We start from the raw sequence: 20,864 nt of genomic DNA, 5'->3' as shown, positions 1-20,864 counted from the left end.
TTTCACACCGGCGCTTCCTCATCGTCATGGCCGGCCTTGTGCCGGGCATCCACGTCTTGGTTTCCGTGCAGAAAGACGTGGATGGNGGGACAAGCCCGGCCATGACGAGCTGGTGGCGAACGGGGAGAGGGAGTATCGCGCATCGTAAAATCCACGCTACACTCGCGCCATGAGCGGGGCAGCGCTTCACACTGGTTTCGACATCGCGGCATGGTGCGCCGCTGCAGCCGCCATGTGGTGGCTGTCGCGGGTGCGCGGCCTGCAATTCCCCAGCCAATCCTTCGAACTGCCCTATGTCGCCGCGCTGGTGTTCGGCGCCGGGATCAGCGCCTATCTCTTCGGAACGCTCAACCTGTGGTTCTCGGGCGTGCCGGGCATCGCCCGCTCGGTCGAAGGCGCGCTGGCCGGTGGCATCATCGCGATCGAACTCTACAAATGGCTGCACGGCATTTCACTGCGCACCGGCGCGCGGTTCGCGCTGCCGCTTGCGGTCGGCGTCGCGGTCGGGCGGCTCGGCTGCTACTTCGCCGGCCTCGATGATTTCACCTATGGCACGCCGACGACGCTGCCATGGGGCCACGACTTCGGCGACGGCATCCCGCGTCACCCGGTGCAACTCTATGAAAGCTTCGCGATGGCGGCATTCGCGGTCTTTTACGTGCTGGCAGTGTTGAACCGGAATGCCGCTGTCATCACCAATGGATTCTACCTCGCCCTGCTCTATTACGGGCTGCAGCGCTTCGTCTGGGAATTCATAAAACCCTATGGCGCGCTGATCGGCCCGTTCTCGCTGTTCCACCTGCTGTCGCTGTTTGTCATGGTCTATGCCGCCGTCATGCTGGCGACGGCACCAAATGCGAGTGTGAAGCATGAACGCGCCGCTGCGTAAGGCCCGCCCTTACATCTTCTGGGGCCAGACCCAATCGCTTTGCGAAACCTGCCTGACCCTGGTGCCGACCAAGATCCAGATCCTCGGCAACGAGGTCTGGTACGAGAAGCGCTGCAAGCAGCATGGCGTGCAGTCGACGCTGGTCTCGACCGATTCAGCCTATTGGCGGCTGTGCAAGGATTTCATCAAGCCCGGCGACCGGCCACTGGCGTTTCAGCGCCACACTGAGTTCGGCTGCCCCTATGATTGCGGGCTGTGCCCGGACCACGAGCAGCATTCCTGCCTGGCACTGATCGAGGTCACCGAGCATTGCAACCTGACCTGCCCGGTGTGTTTCGCCGACTCATCACCGGCGCGGACCAGCTTCACGCCGCTGGCCAAGATCGAGCGGATGCTGGACGCGCTGGTCGCGAGCGAGGGCGAGCCCGATCTGGTGCAGATCTCAGGCGGCGAGCCGACGCTGCATCCGGATTTCTTCGCCATTCTGGACGCGGTGCGGGCCCGGCCGATCCGCCATGTCATGATCAACACCAACGGCCTGCGAATCGCGCGCGAACCGGAATTCGTCGCCAAACTGGCCGAGAACAAGCGCGGGCTCGAGGTCTACCTGCAGTTCGACTCGCTGCAGCGCGAGGCGCTGGTCAATCTGCGCGGCGCGGATTTGCGCAAGATCCGCCAGCAGGCGCTGGAGACTCTCGAGCACCATGGCATCTCGACCACGCTGGTCGCCACCATCAAGCGCGGCGTCAACGACAGCGAGATCGGCGACATCGTCCGCCACGCGTTACAATGGAAATGCGTGCGCGGTGTCACGCTGCAGCCGGTGCAGGACGCCGGCCGCAATGAGAATTTCGACAAGGATACCGACCGCATCATGCTGTCGGAGATCCGCAACCGCGTGGTCGAGACCGGCATATTCGGCGACAAGGACATGATTCCGCTGCCGTGCAATCCCGAGAGCATCTCGATCGGCTACGGCCTGCGCAACGGCGAAAAGGTGCTGCCGCTGACCTCGCTGATTCCGCAGGAGCAACTGATCGCTGTGATGCCCAACACCATCAGCCCGGAGAAATATCCGATGCTGCGGGAGAAATTCGTCGATTTGTTCTCGCTGTCGTCGGGGCCGCTGAACACCAGCGACCGGGTCTGCGAATTGCTGTGCTGCCTGCCGAGCTTCCAGGTGCCCGACGGGCTCGCTTACGAGAACATCTTCCGCGTCACCATCGTGCAGTTCCTCGATCGCTTCAATTTCTGCGTCGGCAACGTCAAGCGTTCCTGCATCCACTTCGTGACCGAGAACGGCGCGATCATCCCGTTCGACACCTACAATCTGTTCTACCGCAACGGGAAGATCGACGGCATCCGTGCGGCGCTGGCCGGGCAGACCTATCGCGAGAATAGGCAGAGCGAGGAGGTGCCACGATGAGCCTGTCAGATCCACCCCTCGTGCCGCCTCCGCCGCCCCAAATGCCCGACGAATCCTACCGCCCGCCGCCTGTGCCGCCGCGAAGCGGCTGCGCGACGGCGTTCATGGTGCTGTTCGGGCTGATCCTGCTGTTGCCCGGCCTCTGCGCCATCCTGTTCGGGGTCGGCTCTTTGACCGATTCGAGCATGGATCCCACGCTGCTGTTCCTGGTGCTGCTCGGGCTTCTGGTCGGCTTTGCCGGCGTGATGCTGATCCGCGCGGCGATCAAGGGGCCAACTCGGTAGTCTTTCCTGGTCGGCAGGCCGGAATCGGCGGGAACCGGCCCTTCCGGCCCGAAATTCGGTCACCTAAACCGCCAATAAATCGTTGATTTTTGGCGTTTTCTGACTATATTGCGCCGCAACGCGCAAGGTGCCCGGTCATTTGACCGGGCTTCCTTTTTGGGGCGATGCGTCCCCGTCAAAATTCTTAGGTAAGAGCGTGATCCGGGCCCGGAGTGGGCCGCGTGAGCGAGCGGCCGGCCCCAATGGTCCGGCGAGATCGCGCATCAGACCTTTTGCACCGACCAGAAGAAGAGCCATGAACCTTCGTAACGTCGCCATCATCGCCCACGTCGACCACGGCAAGACCACCCTCGTCGACCGCCTGCTGCAGCAATCCGGCACCTATCGCGAGAACCAGAAGGTGACCGAGCGCGCCATGGACTCCAACGATCTGGAGCGTGAGCGCGGCATCACCATTCTGGCCAAGGCGGCCTCGGTGCAGTGGAAGGACACCCGCATCAACATCGTCGACACCCCCGGCCACGCCGATTTCGGCGGCGAGGTCGAGCGCATCCTCAACATGGTGGATGGCGCGCTGGTGCTGGTCGATGCCGCCGAAGGCCCGCTGCCGCAGACCAAGTTCGTGGTCTCGAAGGCGCTCAAGGTCGGGCTGAAGCCGATCGTCGTGATCAACAAGGTCGACCGCCCGGACGCGCGCCCGACCGAAGTCATCAACGAGGTGTTCGACCTGTTCGCGGCCCTCGATGCCACCGAGGAGCAGCTCGACTTCCCGATCCTGTACGGGTCGGCCAAGCAGGGCTGGATGGGCGACAGCCCGGAAGCCTCCCATGACGCCGGCATGCAGCCGCTGTTCGACCTGATTGTGCGCCACGTCGCGCCGCCGACGGTCGAAGAGGGGCCGTTCCGCATGATCGGCACCATTCTCGAAGCCAACCCCTATCTCGGCCGCATCATCACCGGCCGCATCACCTCGGGCTCGATCAAGCCGAACCAGGCCGTGAAGGTGCTCGGCGCCGATGGCAAGACCATCGAGCAGGGGCGCATCACCAAGATTCTCGCCTTCCGCGGCATCGAGCGCACCCCGCTCGAGGAAGCCGACGCCGGCGACATTGTCGCGATCGCGGGCCTCACCAAGGGCACCGTCGCCGACACCTTCTGCGACCCTAGCGTCGAGGCGCCGCTGGTCGCACAGCCGATCGATCCGCCGACGGTGTCGATGTCGTTCATCGTCAACAACTCGCCGCTCGCCGGCACCGAAGGCGACAAGGTGACCTCGCGCATGATCCGCGACCGCCTGCTGCGCGAAGCCGAAGGCAATGTCGCGCTGCGCGTCGTCGAGGCCTCCGACAAGGATTCCATGGAAGTTTCGGGCCGCGGCGAATTGCAGCTCGCGATCCTGATCGAGACCATGCGTCGCGAGGGCTTTGAGCTCTCGGTGTCGCGCCCGCGCGTCGTGCTGCAAAAAGACGAGACCACCGGTGGCTGGCTGGAGCCGGTCGAAGAGGTCGTGATCGACGTCGACGAGGAGCATTCCGGCGTCGTCGTGCAGAAGATGAGCGAGCGCAAGGCCGAGATGATCGAGATGCGCCCGTCCGGCGGCAACCGCCTGCGGCTGGTGTTCTACGCGCCGACCCGTGGCCTGATCGGCTATCAGGGCGAACTGCTCACCGATACCCGCGGCACCGCGATCATGAACCGCATCTTCCACAACTACCTTCCCTACAAGGGCGAGATCCAGGGCCGCCGCAACGGCGTGCTGATCTCCAACGACCAGGGCGAGGCGGTGGCCTATGCGATGTTCAAGCTGGAAGACCGCGGCCCGATGATGATCGAGCCGGGCTGGAAGGTCTACAAGGGCATGATCGTCGGTGAGCACACCCGCGACAATGATCTCGAGATCAACGTCCTGAAGGGCAAGCAGCTCACCAACATCCGCACCACCTCGAAGGACGAAGCGGTGCGCCTGACCCCGCCGATCCGGATGACGCTGGAAAAGGCGCTCGCCTATATCGAGGACGACGAGCTCGTCGAGGTGACGCCGAAGTCGATCCGCCTGCGCAAGAAGCACCTCGACGCGAACGAGCGCAAGCGCGCCGAAAAGGCCAAGGAAGCCGTCGCGTAAGCCTGCGAATGGCGAATAGGGAGTAGCGAATAGGGACGTTTGGCCTCTGGCGGCGTTTCCTATACCCTACTCGCCATTCGCCACTCACCATTCGCCCGCTGATGTCTCTTCCCTCCACAGTCGACGTCGCCATCATCGGCGCAGGTGCCGCGGGCCTGGGGGCTGCGCATGCGCTGAAAGACTCCGGCCTCTCCACCATCGTGCTGGAAGCTCGCGATCGCGTCGGCGGCCGTGCGCATACGATTCCTGCGTCGCCTGACGTCGTGTTCGACCTCGGCTGCGGCTGGCTACATTCGGCTGACCAGAACAGCTTTGTGGCTATCGCCGGCCAACTGAATTTCGAGATCAACAAGGACCTGCCGCCGTGGCGCGAGCGCGCCTATGGCAAGGCGTTCCCGCAAGCCGAGCGCGACGAGTTCGTGCTGGCGCTCGACGAATTCTACGATCGCATCGAACAAGCCGCACGCGGCGGCAAGGACAGCCCAGCGAGCCGCTATCTCGATTCAGGCAATCGCTGGAACCCGATGATCGACGCGATCTCGACCTATGTGAACGGCTGCGAGCTCGACCAGCTCTCGATCCTCGACTTCGACGCCTACGAGGACACCAACTTCAATTGGCGGCTGCGGCGCGGCTATGGCGCGCTGATCGCGGCCTATGGCGCGCAAGTCCCGGTCGCGCTGAACTGCGAGGTCCGGCTGATCGATCACTCAGGACAGCGCGTGCGCATCGAGACCTCGCGCGGCACGCTGGAGGCGGACAGGGTGATCGTCACGGTGCCGACCAATCTGATCGCCGACGAAGCGATCCGCTTCTCGCCCTCATTGCCGGACAAGGTCGACGCCGCGCGCGGCCTGCCTTTGGGTCTGGCCGACAAGGTGATGCTGGCGCTCGACGAGCCCGAGGCGCTGCCGAAAGAAGGCAATCTGCGCGGCGCCACCATGCGCACCGAGATGGGCACCTATCACATCCGCCCGTTCGGCCAGCCCTGCATCGAAGGCTTCTTCGGCGGCCGCTTCGCGCAAGCGCTCGAGGACGCCGGCGACGGCGCGATTGCCGCCCACAGCATCGATGAGATCGTCTCCTTCATCGGCAACGACATCCGCCGCAAGCTGAAGCCGCTGAAAGAATCCCGCTGGTCGCACGATCCGTTCGCGCGCGGCTCCTATTCGCACGCGCTCCCGGGCCACGCCGACAAGCGCGCCGTGCTGGCCGCGCCGGTCGACGGCCGGCTGTTCTTTGCAGGAGAGGCGACCTCGCCGCACTTTTTCTCGACGGCGCATGGGGCGCGGGACAGCGGGGAAAGGGCGGCGAAGGAAGTGCTGGCCGTATCGCCGCACAAGTAGTTGCACCGTCATTGCGAGGGAAGCGAAGCAATCCATCGCACCCCGCATTCGGATAGAATGGATTGCTTCGCTTCGCTCGCAATGACGAAGGTGGCTACTCCAGCACCCTCGCGCGCATGTCGGCGTCGGGCACAAAACACGTCTCGTACTTCCCGAAAATCTTGTACCGGTTGCGTGCGATCAGGCTGTACACCGCATTGCGCAGGGGCTTCGGAACCATAAACAGCGCGCGGGTCCAGCCCCAACCCGGCAGCAGGCTCAGCACGGTCAGCGCCGCATCCGACTTCAATCGCGCGACACCGCCATGAACCACGGCGTTGGTGTCGGGATCGTCAGGATCGATGCCGAACGCCTTTGCCAAGCGCGTGCCGTAGTCGGACTGGATCGGCGTGAACCGGAAGCGGCGGGCGGGATCGCGCGCGATCACGAACTGGACCCAGCGCGAGCAGAAGATGCAGACACCGTCGTAGAGGATCACATCGTCGTCGGGCCAGGTGCTCATCGGTTATCCAGTGTCGTAAGCGCGACCAGCATTAGCACGATCGCAGGTCCGGTCTTGACCAGTGCACCAAGCGGTTCGATCCAGAGATCCGGGGTCAGGATCGCCGCAACAACCATATAGCCGAGCGAGGCGATGATGCCTGCGATCAGGCCGAACGCCACGGTGCGGCGGAAGGCGATCAGGACGCCGATGCTGATGTCCATCAGGCTGGTCAGCACCGTGACCGGCGCGACCAGCGTAGGCGGGAAATGGTGCGCGCTCAGGATATCAGCGGCGGCATCATAGGAGATGACCAGCGCGATGAAGCCGGAGGCGACCCAGAACAACACGAGGCTCGCAATGATCAACGCCTTGATCAGGAACAGCCGGGCAAACCATTTGTCCTGGATGGTCGCGGGATGCCCGCCGACGGCCTGCGCGATCGTCTTCGGCACGATGCCGGTCGTCGCCATCCAAGCGGCGGGGTCGCCGGTGACGCCGCGGCGCAGCTCGGCGATCGCGGTTGAGCGCAGCGGTGGCGTCCAGCCGAGGCGGCTCGAGAGATCGCCGAGGCGGGCGCCGAGATCGATCAGGAAGGAAGGCGGCGTGATCCGCAGCTGCTTTGCCGTGCCGAACGACCACCGAAACTGATCGATGACGCCGCCGAGCGAAATCGGCTGCGGCTGCATCAGGTCCCATGTCACGGCGCGCACGCTCTCATCCGCGACGTCGCGGCCGGCGAGCCAGGCGATGGTCGCAGCGATATCCTCGACCGCAACCGGCTGGAACGGCATCCCGGCTTCACCGGCCGGCAGATCGACCGGCAGCGCTGCCAAGGCGCGCAGCATGGCGCTGCCGCCATAGGCCGCCGGTGCAATGACAAACCCCGGGCGCAGGATCGCGTAGGGAATGCCGGAGGCGGCGATCAACCGTTCGGCCTCGCGCTTGGTGGTGCTGAAGGCGGTGCGATCCTCGTCGGCTGTGCCGGGAATGGAGATGTGGACGAGGCGGATGGTGCGCCCACTGTCGCTGATCGCCTCCAGCAGCCGCGCGACGAAATCGCGGTGCACCGCCTGCGTATCGCTGCCCGGGCCGTCCTGCAACACGCCGAGGCAGTTGACGATGAGGTCGACGTCATGCGTGCGGAGAAGTTGCGCCAGCGCCGCCGCATCCATCGACATGACAGGCAGTTCGAGATCGAGCGCGCTGACCTTCTGCGAGGACGAAAAATGCCGCGCGACGCCGACCACCTGAAAGCCGCGTGCCCGCAGCTCGTCGGTGACGTAACGGCCGATCAGGCCGGACGCGCCGAGCACGAGGATGTTTGTTGCGGGCATGAGCTTCCCTAGAATGGCTTCGCGATCATCAGCCAGAGGATGATCATGACGGAGCCGAAGCCGGGAATACCGAACAGGAACCAGCGGCGGAACAGCGCAAAATAGCGCGGCGGCAGCTTCTCGTTCTTCTCCACTGCGATCAGCGCCAGATCACGCATCTCCATCTGCATGAAGATGACCGGGATCCAGAACATGCCGGCGGCGACGTAAAGCGCGAGCGACGCCAGCAGCCAGCGCTCGGCAAAACCTGTCCCCTGCAGCATCATCAACAGTCCGCCGCTGACCGGCTGCAGCAGCACCGCTGATAGCGTGAAGATCATGTCCGCGATCACGACGGTCGCTGCCGTGCGGGCAATGAAGGAGGCATCACTGGTCCGATGCGCCATCAGCATGAAGAAGGCGATGCCGGTTCCGGTGCCGAGGATCACGATGGCGCCGAGCACATGGAGATATTTGACGAGGAAGTAGAGCGTCATCGCTTGCCGCCCGCAACGGGGCGCGGCGGCTTCAACGCGCGCGCGAGTTCGGATGCCGCCGCCTTCACGCCGTTCTCCGTTTCGGCCAACCAGTGGCCCTCGCTGCCATAGGCCGGAAGTGCACGAAAATCCACTTTGTCACCAGCCCTGGAAAAGGCATCGGCGAGCTGACGCGAAAACGCCGGCGCGAAATAGCTGTCATTGGCCGCGACCAGCCATGTCACGGGAATCCGCGCTTGCGCGCCGAACTCGGCGGCGGCTGCGAGCAGCGTGTGCGGCGCGCAGATCTGGTTCGGGAAATCATTGGCGCGGCCGCCGCGGCCCGGCGCGAACAGGATGATGCGCGACACGCCGGCGGGGTTCTCGCCGGCCAGCGCCAACGCGCCCCATCCGCCCGCGGAGTGGCCGACGATGACCGTGCCCTCGGCGCGGATGAAGGCCTGCTGGCGCAGATAATCCATCGCGGTCGCGATCTCGCTCGCCGTGGCGCGCCCGGCGCGGGAATAATCCGCCTCGTCGCAGCCGCGTTGGTCCTCGACATAGGGGCCTCCGGTGGCGCCGTGGCCGAGCCTTTCAGGGACCAGCACGGCGAAGCCGTGCGCAACCAGCAAGACGGCGAGCGCGCGATATTCCGGCTGCGGCATCTGCGCCCGGCGCAGCACGTTCTGCGTCGATGCATGCGCGATCACGGCGAGCGGAAACGGGCCGTTACCGGCGGGGCGAAACAGCAGCGCATGCGCTGATGTCGCTGGATCGGGTGACGGCACCAGCCATTGCTGGCGCCGGTCCGGCTCACCCTCCGGGCCTTGCGCGCCAAGCGCCGGCTGCGCCGAAACGACCCGCGCGCCGAGCATCGCAAGGACAATGGCCGCAACCAGGACTTTCACCGAATGCATTAAGCGCCCCTGACGCCGCTGCGCCGCGATGGGATTCGTCCTTAGAATACCGACAGCGAATCAATCCAGGTGCATTTTTCCGTGACGCCCCGCACCGTCACGACGTGTTGCCACCACATCCTGCGCGCGAGCCCATCAGCGAAATTGCCCGTTGCGGCAGTGCCTTGTCCTCTTTCGGTACAAATCTTCATGACACTGATGCAAAAAGTCCACAGGTTAACCGATAATTAACGAAGGACCTTGAAGGCGGCCCCCTGACTTGCTTTGATTACATCCATGAGCACAACGCTAATCGAGGTCCGGCCGGCCAAAGCTGCAGACGCAGCCGCAGTAGCGTCGACGCATGACGAGGCCTGGCGCTCGGCGTATCAGGGCATCATCCCGGGCGCCGAACTCGAAAAGCTGATCAATCGCCGTGGCCCGCAATGGTGGGACAGCGCGATCCGCAAAGGCAGCCGCGTCAGCGTGCTGGTGTTCGGCGACAAGATCGCGGGCTACGCCAATTACGGCCGCAACCGCGCCCGCAGCCTGCATTTCGAAGGCGAGATTTACGAGCTCTATCTGCGGCCGGAGTTCCAGGGCCTCGGCTTCGGTCGCCGCCTGTTTGCCTCCGCCCGCCGCGACCTGTTGCAGAGCGGCCTGAAGAGCATGGTGATCTGGGCGCTCTCCGACAACGATGCGGCGACGGAATTCTACCGCGCGCTCGGCGGCCGGATGGTGGCGCGCTCCTCGGAGCGATTTGGACCGAAGTCGCTCGACAAGGTCGCTTTCGCTTGGGCGAACTGAAAATCCTGCTTCTCTCGCAGCTGCAGCAAGGCTAAACCAGCCTGAGCGTCAGGCCGGGGTTACGCTGCTTCGCGCGTCCCGTCGGCGCCAAACAAGAAAATTCCATCGTTTCAACTTCCAAAGGTCACGCGGAGCAATCCATGCGTATCGACGCCATATCGATCGGAAAAAATCCGCCCCACGACGTCAACGTCATCATCGAGGTCGCCGTCGGCGGCGAGCCGATCAAGTACGAAATGGACAAGGAAGCCGGCACGCTGGTGGTGGATCGGTTCCTCTACACGCCGATGCGCTATCCCGGAAATTACGGCTTCATCCCGCACACGCTCTCCGGCGACGGCGATCCCTGCGACGTGCTGGTCGTCAACACCCGCGCGATCATTCCCGGCGCCGTGATCAGCGTCCGCCCGGTCGGCGTGCTCTTGATGGAAGACGAGGCCGGCGGCGACGAGAAGATCATCGCGGTGCCGTCATCGAAGCTGACCCAGCGCTACGACAAGGTGAAGAACTACAACGACCTTCCCGACATCACGCTGCAGCAGATCCAGCACTTCTTCGAGCACTACAAGGACCTCGAGAAGGGCAAATGGGTGAAGGTGCTGCACTGGGGTGACGCCGAGGAGGCGTACAAGCTGATCCTGGAAGGGATCGAGCGGGCGAAGGGGAAGTGACGGCGTAGTCGTCATTCCGGGATGGTCCGAAGGACCAGACCCGGAATCTCGAGGTTCCCCGGTGCGCAATAGCGCACCTGAGGTTCGATGCTTCGCGAGCCCCGGAATGACAACGTTCACACCGCCGGCGCCGGCAGGCCGTGGATCGCACAGGCGGCGCGCAGCGTGTTCACCAGCAGGCACGCCACCGTCATCTGCCCGACGCCGCCGGGCACCGGCGTGATCGCGCCGGCGACGTCGAGGGCTTCCTGGAAAGCGACGTCGCCGACCAGCTTCGGCTTGCTACCTGCCACCGGGATGCGGTTGATGCCGACATCGATCACGGTGGCGCCCGGCTTCAGCCAGTCGCCACGCACCATTTCAGGCTTGCCGACCGCGGCATAGACCAGGTCGGCCCGAGCACAGAGTTTGGGCAGATCGCGCGAGCGTGAATGCGCGATCGTCACCGTCGCATTCTCGTTCAAAAGCAATTGCACCAGCGGGCGGCCGACCAGATTCGAGCGGCCGATCACGATCGCGTTCATGCCCTCGATCGAGGCATGCACGCTCTTGGTCAGGATGATGCAGCCGAGCGGCGTGCAGGGCGACAGTGCGGCGAAGCCGCCGGCCAGCCGTCCGGCGTTGTTCGGGTGCAGGCCATCGACATCCTTGGCCGGGTCGATCGCGTTGATGATTGTTTCGGTGTGCAGCGATTTCGGCAACGGGAGCTGGACCAGGATGCCATGCACCAGCGGATCGCGATTCAGCCGCGCGATCAGCGTCAGCAGATCATCCTGGGAGACGTCGGCCGGCAGCCTGTGCTCGAACGAGGCCATGCCGGAGCTTTGCGTCTGGGTGTGCTTGCTGCGGACATAGACCTCGCTGGCCGGGTCGTTGCCAACAAGCACGACGGCGAGCCCCGGCGTGAGCTGGTGGTCGCGCTTGACGCGAGCGACCTCGTCGGCGACGCGGCCGCGCAGCTCGGCGGCAATGACTTTTCCATCGATGATGCGGGCGGTCATGTCATTCCCCAGTACTTGCCCCTGAATCTTGCTCCGGCGTCGTGGCGGTCAGCTTCCTCAAGATATTGCCAAGCTGCCTTGGATCGCCATCCACCGCCACCTGCTTGAGCCGCGAGGTGATGCCGGACAGGATCTTCACCCTGGCCTTGGGCACGCCGAGCGCCTTGGCGAGCAGCTCGGTCACCGCGCGGTTGGCCTCGCCGCCTTCGGCAATGGCGCGAACCCGCACCTTCACCACCGACCGGCCGTTGGCCAGCGTTTCGATCCCGTCGATGTCGTCACGGCCGCCCCGGGGCGTCACGCGCAAGGCGAAGCTGATGCCCCCGGTGGAGTAGCGCCAAGGGTCCACGCTTCGTCTCTATGGGACGTAGGGGTAGACGTACTCGCTGAGATAAAGCTGGATCAGCCAAAGCGCAAAGAACGCGATGATTGGCGAGATATCCAGGCCGCCGAAATTGGGCAGACGCCGGCGAATCGGGCCGAGCACGGGCTCGGTGATTCGGAAGAGGAACTCCGCGATCGCCGCGACGAATTGGTTGCGCGTGTTCACGACATTGAAGGCGACCAGCCAGGAAAGGATCGCCGAAGCGATCAGCAGATACATATAAAGATTTATGATCTGGATCAGGATGAATACGATTGGCTTCATAGGCTGGGCTTGTCCGGGAGAGAGCTCGGTGCGGCTGCCCGGTAGATATCGGTTCATCCCCCCGCAAACAAGGGAAGTTCCGGGCCAATCGGGCCGAAAACCGCAGTTTCAGCGTTCTTGACTTGCCCTTGGGCGGGACTGTAAATGGCGCCCGATTGTCGGCCGGATACTCAGCAAACCGGTCGCGATGGGGCCATAGCTCAGCTGGGAGAGCGCGTCGTTCGCAATGACGAGGTCGGCGGTTCGATCCCGCCTGGCTCCACCAGCCTTCGCTCGCTTCGCGAGCTACGGCTCGGCAGGCCCGGACAGTCTTTCGTAGCGAAGTGAGCGAAGGCTGCCGCGGCGTAGCCCGCAGGGCGAAGCCGGGCTAAGGCACAAGCCCTCCAAAGCCGCTCCCACTCCCCCTCACGTCCCCGTAAACCTCGGCGGCCGCTTCTCCACGAAGCTCGCGACGCCCTCCCTGAAATCATTCCCTTTCAGCGCGATCTGCATCTCGCGGTTGGCGTCGATGGTGGCCTCAGCCAGCGTCTGGAACGGCACGTCGTAGAGCTGGCGCTTGATCACGGCGATCGCACTCGGCGAGACGAAATCGGCAAGGTCGCGGGCATAGGCATAGGTTTCCTCGCGGAGCTTCTCGGGCGCGTAAAGCCGGTTGACGAGGCCGATACGCAGCGCCTCCTCGGCGGAAACCCGCCGCGCCGACATCAGGAGATCGAGCGCGTTGGCATGACCGACGAGGCGCGGCAGCATCCAGCTGATGCCATGTTCGGCGATCAGGCCGCGCCGTGCGAAAGCCGTCGTGAACACCGCAGTATCAGCCGCGAAGCGAACGTCGCAATACAGCGCATGCACCAAGCCGATGCCGGCGGTGGCGCCGTTCAGCATGCCGATCACGGGCTTCGGAATCGAAGGATAATAGGCGTAGCGGGTCTGCCAGTCGGCGCGGCGGTTCATGTCGAACGGAATCGTCTCGCCGCGCCTGATCTCGTTGGGATCGATTCCCTTCAGCGCCTCCATGTCGGCGCCGGCACAGAACCCGCGGCCCGCGCCGGTCAGCACGATGACGCGGACATCGTCGTCACTGGCCGCGGCCTCCATCGCGTGGCGCACATCGCGCTCCATGATCGCCGTCCACGCATTCATGCGGTCGGGGCGATTGAGCGTGATAGTCGCGATCCCATTGCTGACGTCGTAGAGGATGTGTTCGTAGGTCACGGCGATCTCCCTTTGCCTTGTTGTTATGACTTCGCGCGACCATGCGGCCGCGCGCGGCAGTTGCCGCGACACTAACACAACAATGAAAATGAGAAGCCTCGCGAAAATTCCGCGTGGCGGCTATTCAGCCGCCTGCAGCATCACCTCGCGCGGCGTTTGCGCGATCCAACCGTCGAGGAAATGCTTCAGCCAGGCGCGCTCGGCGGCATCGTGCACGGCGCGTTCGGCGAAGTGCAGATGACGCGGCTGCGCGCCCGGTTGATCCATCCGCACGCAACCGCGCGTGGTCCAGCGATGCATCATCGCGTAGGTCACGTCGGGATGAAACTGCAGGCCGAAGGCGTTACCGGACCGGAACGCCTGCATCGGGAAGTCGTCGCCCTGGGCGAGCAGCTCGGCGCCGTCAGGCAACTGAAACCCCTCGCCATGCCAGTGATAGACGCGCGCCGGCCAATCCGGGCAGAGCGCGCGACCGGCTTCGGTCGGCCTGATCGGATAATAGCCGACTTCGACGCGGCCTTCTGCGTGTGGGGCCACCGTCGCACCGAGTTGCCGCGCCAGCATCTGGGCGCCCAGGCAGATGCCCAGGAACGGCCGCTGCTCGCGCAACGGAATCGCGATCCAGTCGATCTCGCGCCGCAAATAGTCATCGGGGTCGTTGGCACTCATTGGGCCGCCGAAGATCACCGCGCCCGCATGATTGTCGAGTGTGTCAGGCAGTGCGTCGCCGAAGCGCGGGCGGCGGATGTCGAGGGGATAGCCGAGCGCGTGCAGGGAATTTCCGATCCGCCCGGGAGTCGACGTCTCCTGGTGCATCACGATCAGCACCGGGCGCTTCAGGACCGGATCCGAAGGCGTGGCCGCAGCCGGCCTTCGGCTCGCGAAGGGCACCACGGCACTGGCTTGGTCCGACCGGAACAACATCGTCCTTGCTTCGATATTCGGCACGTCGGGCGAGATGATAGCTAAGTAATTCTTAATATCGCGTGAGCTGGCGCACACCCGCCCAGCCTTCGAAGCAAGTCGCGGGCCAGAATAGGCTTTATTGACGATGGATTAGCGCTTGCGGAGCTGAAATCCGCCGACCGCGGTCAGGATGAAGGAGCGCGGGAACAGGCGGAGCAGGAACGGCACCATCTTGATGAAGGCGCCGGGCAATACGGCGCGCTTGTTGGCCATCAGCCCGCGATAGGCCTGGCGAGCGACCTCGGCCGGTGGAACGTCGAGAATGGCGGAATCGAAGCCGGGCGAGAAGCCGGCGCGCGCCTGGAATTCCGACGGCACGGGGCCGGGGCACACCACGGTGACGCGGACGCCCTGCGGGGCCAGCTCGCAGCGCAGCGCTTCGGAGAACGACAGCACATAGGCCTTGCTGGCGTAGTAGACGGCCATGCCGGGCCCCGGCAGGAAGCCGGCGATCGAGCCGAGATTGAGGATGCCGCCCTGATTGCGGATCAGCTGATCGGCAAAGCGCAGCGACAGATCGGTCAATGCCCGGATGTTGACCGCGATGATGTTGAGCTGTTCGGCACGGTCGCGCTTGACGGCGAGGCCGAACACGCCAAAACCGGCATTGTTGACGAGATATTCGACCTCGACGCCGGCCTCAGCCAGAGCCGCCGCGATCTTGTCGCCGGCATCGATCTCCTGGAGATCGCAGGGAATCACGATCGGCGCCGCGCCGCCCTTGCCGGCGAGCTCGTCGGCCAGCTCCTTGAGACGATCGGCACGCCGCGCCACCAGCGCCACACGGTGACCGTTCGCTGCAAAAACGCGCGCCAGTTCGGAGCCTATGCCCGCCGATGCCCCGGTTATCAGCGTCACACGCTCGGTCACGATTCAAACTCTTATTGCAAATTCCAGAGGTCTCGAACGGCGGCGACGAGAGCATAGGCAAGCGGTGGGATGCAAGCCACCCGTAAGCTTGTCGACAGGCGGCGGCGCGCAGATTTCGAGGTGAAACGCCAGATTTTCAGGCGCATCGCCCACGATGGCAGCAGATCGCACCGCACATTAAAATTTGGTCATCCGGGATGCTGGCGCGACGAGAGCGTTTTCGAGCGAAGTGGGTGCCGGTTCGCGTGAAGAAAACGCGTCAAGACAAGAATCTGGAGCTCCGTTCCGATTCCATCGGAACGGAAATAGCTCTAGGCCGCGCTTGCACGGCAGGCGTGTCAGATTGCCGCGTCGGCCGTGCCCCAGGGCCCCTTGGGCAGCGCCGCCTGCTTCTCGGCGACACGGTGCTTGAGATCGATGCGGTCGCGCGAGGAAATGCCGAGCAGATCGGCGGCACGCCAGACCACATTGTCCTCGAACTCGCTGACCTGGCCGTCGGCATAGACCAGCTCCCACATCATCTCGACGATGCGCAGCCGTCCTTCCTCGTCCACCGAGCGCATGATCACGCTGGTAAAGTGATAGAGATCGACGGCCTCGCCCTCGACCCGCATCGCCGACGCGATCAGCCTGTCGGCCGTGCCGGGATCGAGCTGGAAACGGCTCTCGATCAGGCTGTGCAATTTACGCGTCTCGACCGCCGTCGGCTCGCCGTCCAGCGACACGACGTGGACCAGCAGCGCGGTCGCAGCGAGACGATAATCGCTATCGCCGAAGGTCCGGTCAGCCTGCGCGTCTGATGAGACGATATCGGCAATGAATTGGCGAAGTCCGTCGAGCATTGCTCTCTCTGTCGAATGAAGCCTGTTGCAAGCTATATGGCGTGGAAACAGAACCGGCGCAATCGGCGGTGGTTCCGGCACGCGCATTACGTTTCGGCAATCTATCAACGCGTCATTCCGGGATGGTCCGTTAGGACCAGACCCGGAATCTCGAGATTCTCAGGTGCGCAATTGCGCACCATAGTTCGATGCTTTCGCATCGCCCCGGAATGACGGAGTACTGGATCACGGTATCTCGTACACCACGAGCTTGTCGGCAATGCCGCGCAACGCCGCTTCCTTCTGGATCGGCCTGATCGACGCGCGATCCAGAATGCCGGCAACCTCCGCCGATTCCATCACCGGCTGGGTGAGGTGGATTTCCTGCGACGTCGACAGGCTCTGCACCCTTGCCGCGATATTCACGGTCTGGCCAAAATAGTCCTGCCGCTCGTTCAGCATCACCGCAAGGCAGGGTCCCTCGTGGATGCCGATCTTGACGACCAGATCCTCCTTGCCGCGCTCGTCGTTGAGTGTCTTCATCGCCGTGCGCATGCGCAGGCCCGCGGCCAGCGCGTGTTCGGGACGGACGAAAGTCGCCATCACGGCGTCACCGATCGTCTTCACCACCGCCCCACGCTCGGACGCGATGATATCGAGCAATGCGTGGAAATGCGCGCGCACAAGATCGAAGGCGGCGAGGTCGCCGACGCGTTCGTACAGCGCGGTGGAGCCCTTCAAATCCGTGAACAGGAAGGTCAGCGAGGTGATCTTGAGCCGCTGATCGAGCGTGAGATTGTCGGCCTTGTAGACGTCGCGGAACGTCTGGTTGCTCAGGATGCGTTTCGCCGTCAGGAACGGCTTTCGCTTGCCGATCAGATGATGCAATGCCTCGGCGGCGACGAACACCGACGGCAACACCCGAACGCCGGCCTGGTTGTCGAGCGACAGCCGCAGCGGACCGGGCCGCAGGGTCATGTTGCCGGTCGGCGCATGAACCTTGTTGTACATCAGCGACAAATGCTGACGGTCCTTGGTCGGTTCGCCCTGAACGTCGATGAAGTGTGCCGAATGCGTCACCGGCTCGAACACGATGATGAATTCTTTCGGGAGTTGCAGCGACAGCACCGCCTTCTCGCCGGCCGGGAGCTCGAGCGCATCCAGCACGACCTGATCGGAAAGCTCCTCGAAGGACTCCTTGTTGAAGTCGACGCCGGAGCTCCAGAAGATCTGCTTGAAATAATCCCAGATCGGCAGCGTGTTCGGATCGTGCGCCGCGATGCGGCGGACGCGCGGACTCACGGTGAAGGCGACCTCGACCTGCTCGTCGACGGAGGCCTCGTAGCCGCAGGCGCAGAGGCCGCACTGATAGTCGTCATTGCGCAGCGATTTCAGCGTCGAATGCGCATCGAGCACGCCGCTGCAGCCGGGGCAGAGCACATTCCATGTCAATTCGAACAGGCCGAGCCGCGAGGCATGCAGGAAGCCGGAAATCACCTGCTCCTCACCGAGCCCGGTGCGCTTGGAGAAATCCAGCGCATTGACCCGGTTGAGTTCGTGGTCCTCGCCCTTCTCGATCAACTGCACGATGGCGTCGGCGACCGCGGGATCCGTGGTCTGCCGCAATACTGAAAACTGTGCCTGCACGTCGCTCATGAGGGACCTAAGATGAGGTGGGCCGCGCCAAGGCGCAAGCCCCAGGTACCGAGGCTCACCGAGGCTCAATTACCGCGGCGTGATCGCAAACATCGGCGAACGGTTGGGCTGCGTCGTCACCACACCGATCGGGATCACCGGATCCTTGTCTACCAGTGCGACGCGGAACGCGCCGATCAGCTTCGCCAGCGCCAGCGTCGCCTCGACGAGCGCGAAATGCGCACCGATGCAGACGCGCGCGCCGACGCCGAACGGCAGATAGGCGAAACGATCGGGCGGCGTCCCCGTCATGAACCGTGCCGGCACGAACGCGTTCGGCTCGCGCCACAGCTTTTCATGCCGGTGCAGCAGCCATGGCGCGATCAGGATTACGTCATGCTTCCTGACCGGACGGCCGGCGATCGTGTCGGAACCAGCAGCCGCGCGCGCAATCAAAAACGCCGGCGGATAGAGCCGCATCGTCTCGTCCATCACGGCGCGGGTGAATTTCAGCTTCTCGATGTCGAGCGCGCCAGCTGCTGCCACGCTTTTCACTTCGGCCGCCAGCTGTTCCTGGGTCGCCGGATCCAGCGCCAGCAGATAGAGCGCCCAGAACAGCGCCGTCGCCGTCGTCTCGTGTCCGGCCAGGATCATGGTCGCGATCTGATCGCCGAGCTGGGCGTCGGTGAAGGCCTCGCCGGTCTCGGGGTCGCGCGCGTCGCCCATCAGATCGAACAGATCGCGGGCCGGTGCGCCATCGTTCTTGCCGGCGGCGCGGCGCTCGGCCATCAGCTGGCCGACGAACGCGGTCCAGCGCTTGCGGAAGCGGGCGCGACGGAAATCATGCGGGGTCGGCCAGCCGAGCGGCAGGACGAGGTCGAGGATGCTCGGCCGCGCCAGCGTCCCGCCATACTCCATCACGAAGTCGCGCAAGGCTGCGCCGTGGCGCTCCATGCCGAACGAAAACATGGTGCGGCCGGCGATCTCCAAGGTCATCCGCTGCATCGCCTCGCGCAGATCGACGGGGCCGCTGCTCGCGGATTTCAGCTTGGCAATCGTCTCGTCGGTCGCCGCGATCATGTAAGGCACCAGCGTCGTCACCGCGCGCGGCGTGAAGGCCGGCGCCAGCGTGCGGCGCTGATGCTTCCAGGCACGGCCCTCGGCGATCAGCAGCCCCTCGCCGAGCATCGGACGCAGCACGCGGATGCCGGCGGCCGTGCGGGTGTAATTCTCGTAATTGTCGACCAGCACATGCCGGATCGCATCCGGCGTGTTGAGGATGAAGCTGGAGTGGCCGAGGAAGCGGCCCTGGATGATGTCTTCCTCGTAGGCGCGCCGGCCCCAGGTCTCGATCGGAGAGTTGCGCATCGCCCGCATTCGCCCGAACGCGGTCATGTCGTCGGGCGCGCGCGGAGGGGTCGGCGGCACCAAAGGCGGCCGCGTGACTGTCGTGTCGTAGACTTCGGCGATGCTCATGGCTTTTGCTCCAGCCTCTCGCGACAACGAATTCAGGCACGCGAACCTGTATAAGACCTAATAAGTCAGCTCGGCGACCGCAATCCGGTTTTCCGATGCCGGCCAGGCGCGCGCCACGATCCGCTCCTGGTTGAAGATGCCGACCACCGGACGGCCGATCTCGGCCGCTGGGAGCCGCAACGTCGTCACCGCGTCCGTCGGCACGCCCGGCTTCACGTCATCAGGCTCCTTGCCGTCGAACAGCACGACATCGCGCGGCAGGCCGAAATAGCCGCGCGGCCGCGACATCAGGACGACAGCGCCCGCGCCGGCATCGGCTGCTGCGAGCGGACGTGCTGCGCGCAAATGCACGATGTCCGACGAGCGCGGAAACGGCGAGCGATAAAAATGCGTCGTCACCGCGCCCGGCGAGGTCAGCACGATCTCGAGAGACCAGGACGGATCAACCTGCGCCGGCCCCCAGCGGCCGTCGGCGCCGGTCTGCGAGCTGTGCACCGGTCCGCCGATGCGCTCTCCGGTGTCATCAGACACATGATAGATATCGACCGATGCGCCCGACACCGGACGATTGGTCTGCAGACCGCCCGGCGTGCCGGTGACGAGGCCACTCAGCTTCACGGTCGCCTCTGATACAATCTCGATCCGCGACGGCTCGCGTCCGGCGATGAACTTGTAGATCTCGCGGAAGGCGCGCGGATGATACGCGGTCTCGCGATGATCGACCGCGCCGATCACCAGATTGGTGGCGCCCTTCAGCGCCGGACCTTCTGACGTGACGTTGGTCGGCGTGCCCGGCTTGCCGGCGAAGCGGCCGTCGGCCTGCGCATATTTGTCGAGGCCGTCGCTACGCAGCGTCAGGAATGCGGTGCCTGCCGTCACCTCGCTGTCGCCGTCGTTGAGGCCGCGCAGGAACGGGCCGCGGCCGTTGAACTCGTTGCCGAGCCCGTCGTCCCAGGCATAGACGCCATGGTTGGGCGTGCCGCACAGCACGGCGTGGCTGACATCGCCGCCACCGCCGTTCTTGATATAATTGCGGATCGCATTGCCGCCGCGCGAATTGCCGACCAGCGCGACGCGCGCGGCGCCGGTTGACTGCTTCAACGCCTTGATCGCCTCGCCGAGCTCGCGGCGCGCGTCCTCGGTCGAGGAGCGATTGGCCTGCTCGACCTTGTCGTCAGTGCGCGCCAGCGGATCGGTGAAGTTGATCGCGAGCAGCCGATCGCGCGGCACGCCGTTGGATTCCATCCGCCAGATCGTCGTGACCCAGAGCGCCGCGTGGTCGCCATTGCCGTGCACGAACAGGATCGGCGGGATATCGGCAGCAGGCCCCGTCTGCGCCAGGGCCGGCGTGCCCAAACGGCCCGCCAGCAAGGACAGCGCCGCTCCTCCCTGCAAAATCGTCCGCCGCGACAGCTTCATGTGTCCCCTTCCCCAACTCTTTCAACGCTTTAGCTGGCCAATCATAGCGTAATGGCTGGACAGCACCCGCTTTTCGCAGGCATCAGTTGGTCTAGCCG

The 20,864-nt window shown here is 64.4% G+C and carries 21 protein-coding genes and 1 tRNA gene; 8 read left to right on the top strand and 14 right to left on the bottom strand.

All coding sequences use genetic code 11. The features are described from left to right. The first annotated feature begins 169 nt into the window (after positions 1-169). The 5 genes from UP09_RS16665 to UP09_RS16645 all read left to right on the top strand — a co-directional run bounded on the left by UP09_RS16665 (position 170) and on the right by UP09_RS16645 (position 6,067). Positions 170-889 carry a prolipoprotein diacylglyceryl transferase gene (locus tag UP09_RS16665; RefSeq protein WP_044539330.1) on the top strand — a complete coding sequence of 240 codons (720 nt, stop codon included), beginning with the start codon at positions 170-172 and terminating at the stop codon, positions 887-889. Next, a complete protein-coding gene (locus UP09_RS16660) occupies positions 870-2,315 on the top strand; it encodes a radical SAM protein (protein ID WP_044539329.1) in 1,446 nt (481 codons plus the stop codon). The genes UP09_RS16665 and UP09_RS16660 overlap by 20 nt, the downstream gene beginning before the upstream one ends. Next, a complete protein-coding gene (locus UP09_RS16655; RefSeq protein ID WP_044539328.1) occupies positions 2,312-2,599 on the top strand; it encodes a hypothetical protein in 288 nt (95 codons plus the stop codon). Before UP09_RS16660 ends, UP09_RS16655 begins: the two co-directional genes overlap by 4 nt. 295 nt (positions 2,600-2,894) lie before the next feature. Next, positions 2,895-4,721, top strand: a complete 1,827-nt coding sequence (gene typA / locus UP09_RS16650; RefSeq protein ID WP_044539327.1) for a translational GTPase TypA — start codon at positions 2,895-2,897, stop codon at positions 4,719-4,721. Between the two features lie 98 nt (positions 4,722-4,819). Then, positions 4,820-6,067 carry a flavin monoamine oxidase family protein gene (locus UP09_RS16645; protein WP_044539326.1) on the top strand — a complete coding sequence of 416 codons (1,248 nt, stop codon included), beginning with the start codon at positions 4,820-4,822 and terminating at the stop codon, positions 6,065-6,067. A 94-nt stretch (positions 6,068-6,161) separates the two neighbouring features. On the opposite strand, the gene UP09_RS16640 is transcribed toward UP09_RS16645, so the two are convergent. Genes UP09_RS16640 through UP09_RS16625 form a run of 4 tightly spaced genes read right to left on the bottom strand, consistent with a single transcriptional unit; the run spans position 6,162 to position 9,257 of the window. Next, a complete protein-coding gene (locus UP09_RS16640) occupies positions 6,162-6,569 on the bottom strand; it encodes a thiol-disulfide oxidoreductase DCC family protein (RefSeq protein ID WP_044539325.1) in 408 nt (135 codons plus the stop codon). Further along, positions 6,566-7,885: an SDR family oxidoreductase gene (locus UP09_RS16635; RefSeq protein WP_044539324.1), complete on the bottom strand. Its 1,320-nt coding sequence runs from the start codon at positions 7,883-7,885 to the stop codon at positions 6,566-6,568. Before UP09_RS16635 ends, UP09_RS16640 begins: the two co-directional genes overlap by 4 nt. Positions 7,886-7,893: 8 nt before the next feature. Continuing rightward, positions 7,894-8,361: a DUF2269 family protein gene (locus UP09_RS16630; RefSeq protein WP_044539323.1), complete on the bottom strand. Its 468-nt coding sequence runs from the start codon at positions 8,359-8,361 to the stop codon at positions 7,894-7,896. Beyond that, positions 8,358-9,257 carry an alpha/beta hydrolase family protein gene (locus tag UP09_RS16625; protein ID WP_044539322.1) on the bottom strand — a complete coding sequence of 300 codons (900 nt, stop codon included), beginning with the start codon at positions 9,255-9,257 and terminating at the stop codon, positions 8,358-8,360. The genes UP09_RS16630 and UP09_RS16625 overlap by 4 nt, the downstream gene beginning before the upstream one ends. A 276-nt stretch (positions 9,258-9,533) precedes the next feature. On the opposite strand from UP09_RS16625, the gene UP09_RS16620 reads away from it, so the two are divergent. Further along, positions 9,534-10,043, top strand: a complete 510-nt coding sequence (locus tag UP09_RS16620) for a GNAT family N-acetyltransferase (RefSeq protein WP_044539321.1) — start codon at positions 9,534-9,536, stop codon at positions 10,041-10,043. 140 nt (positions 10,044-10,183) lie between these two features. Further along, the gene (gene ppa / locus UP09_RS16615) at positions 10,184-10,714 is read left to right on the top strand and encodes an inorganic diphosphatase (protein ID WP_044539320.1); all 531 of its coding nucleotides are present in this window, start codon (positions 10,184-10,186) and stop codon (positions 10,712-10,714) included. A 116-nt stretch (positions 10,715-10,830) separates the two neighbouring features. On the opposite strand, the gene UP09_RS16610 is transcribed toward ppa, so the two are convergent. Genes UP09_RS16610 through UP09_RS16600 form a run of 3 tightly spaced genes read right to left on the bottom strand, consistent with a single transcriptional unit; the run spans position 10,831 to position 12,364 of the window. Next, the gene (locus tag UP09_RS16610; protein ID WP_044539319.1) at positions 10,831-11,715 is read right to left on the bottom strand and encodes a bifunctional methylenetetrahydrofolate dehydrogenase/methenyltetrahydrofolate cyclohydrolase; all 885 of its coding nucleotides are present in this window, start codon (positions 11,713-11,715) and stop codon (positions 10,831-10,833) included. A gap of 1 nt (position 11,716) precedes the next feature. After that, complete coding sequence (locus UP09_RS16605) at positions 11,717-12,064, bottom strand: DUF167 domain-containing protein (protein WP_044539318.1); 348 nt, start codon at positions 12,062-12,064, stop codon at positions 11,717-11,719. A gap of 9 nt (positions 12,065-12,073) precedes the next feature. After that, on the bottom strand, positions 12,074-12,364 hold the full coding sequence (locus UP09_RS16600; RefSeq protein ID WP_044539317.1) for a YggT family protein: 291 nt from the start codon (positions 12,362-12,364) through the stop codon (positions 12,074-12,076). 189 nt (positions 12,365-12,553) lie between these two features. Between UP09_RS16600 and UP09_RS16595 the strand changes: the two genes are divergently transcribed. Then, positions 12,554-12,629 (top strand) — tRNA-Ala (locus tag UP09_RS16595). 140 nt (positions 12,630-12,769) lie between these two features. Here UP09_RS16595 and UP09_RS16590 read toward each other — a convergent pair. From UP09_RS16590 to UP09_RS16560, 7 genes are all read right to left on the bottom strand, one after another. Then, complete coding sequence (locus UP09_RS16590; RefSeq protein WP_044539316.1) at positions 12,770-13,579, bottom strand: enoyl-CoA hydratase; 810 nt, start codon at positions 13,577-13,579, stop codon at positions 12,770-12,772. 120 nt (positions 13,580-13,699) lie between these two features. Next, the gene (locus UP09_RS16585; RefSeq protein WP_044539348.1) at positions 13,700-14,503 is read right to left on the bottom strand and encodes a glutamine amidotransferase; all 804 of its coding nucleotides are present in this window, start codon (positions 14,501-14,503) and stop codon (positions 13,700-13,702) included. A 132-nt stretch (positions 14,504-14,635) separates the two neighbouring features. Beyond that, entirely contained in the window at positions 14,636-15,415 is a 780-nt protein-coding gene (locus UP09_RS16580; protein ID WP_044539315.1) for an SDR family NAD(P)-dependent oxidoreductase, read from the bottom strand. A 338-nt stretch (positions 15,416-15,753) separates the two neighbouring features. Next, entirely contained in the window at positions 15,754-16,257 is a 504-nt protein-coding gene (locus UP09_RS16575; RefSeq protein ID WP_044539314.1) for a tellurite resistance TerB family protein, read from the bottom strand. Between the two features lie 225 nt (positions 16,258-16,482). After that, the gene (locus tag UP09_RS16570) at positions 16,483-17,892 is read right to left on the bottom strand and encodes an adenylate/guanylate cyclase domain-containing protein (RefSeq protein ID WP_044539313.1); all 1,410 of its coding nucleotides are present in this window, start codon (positions 17,890-17,892) and stop codon (positions 16,483-16,485) included. Between the two features lie 69 nt (positions 17,893-17,961). Continuing rightward, entirely contained in the window at positions 17,962-19,347 is a 1,386-nt protein-coding gene (locus UP09_RS16565; RefSeq protein ID WP_044539312.1) for a cytochrome P450, read from the bottom strand. Between the two features lie 57 nt (positions 19,348-19,404). Then, positions 19,405-20,766, bottom strand: coding sequence for a hydrolase (locus tag UP09_RS16560; RefSeq protein ID WP_044539311.1), 1,362 nt, complete (start codon positions 20,764-20,766; stop codon positions 19,405-19,407). Between the last annotated feature and the right edge of the window lie 98 nt (positions 20,767-20,864).

The sequence above is a fragment of the Bradyrhizobium sp. LTSP885 genome (assembly GCF_000938305.1).
In the GTDB taxonomy this organism is placed as follows: Bacteria; Pseudomonadota; Alphaproteobacteria; order Rhizobiales; family Xanthobacteraceae; genus Bradyrhizobium.
This window is presented reverse-complemented; position numbering and strand designations above follow the sequence as displayed.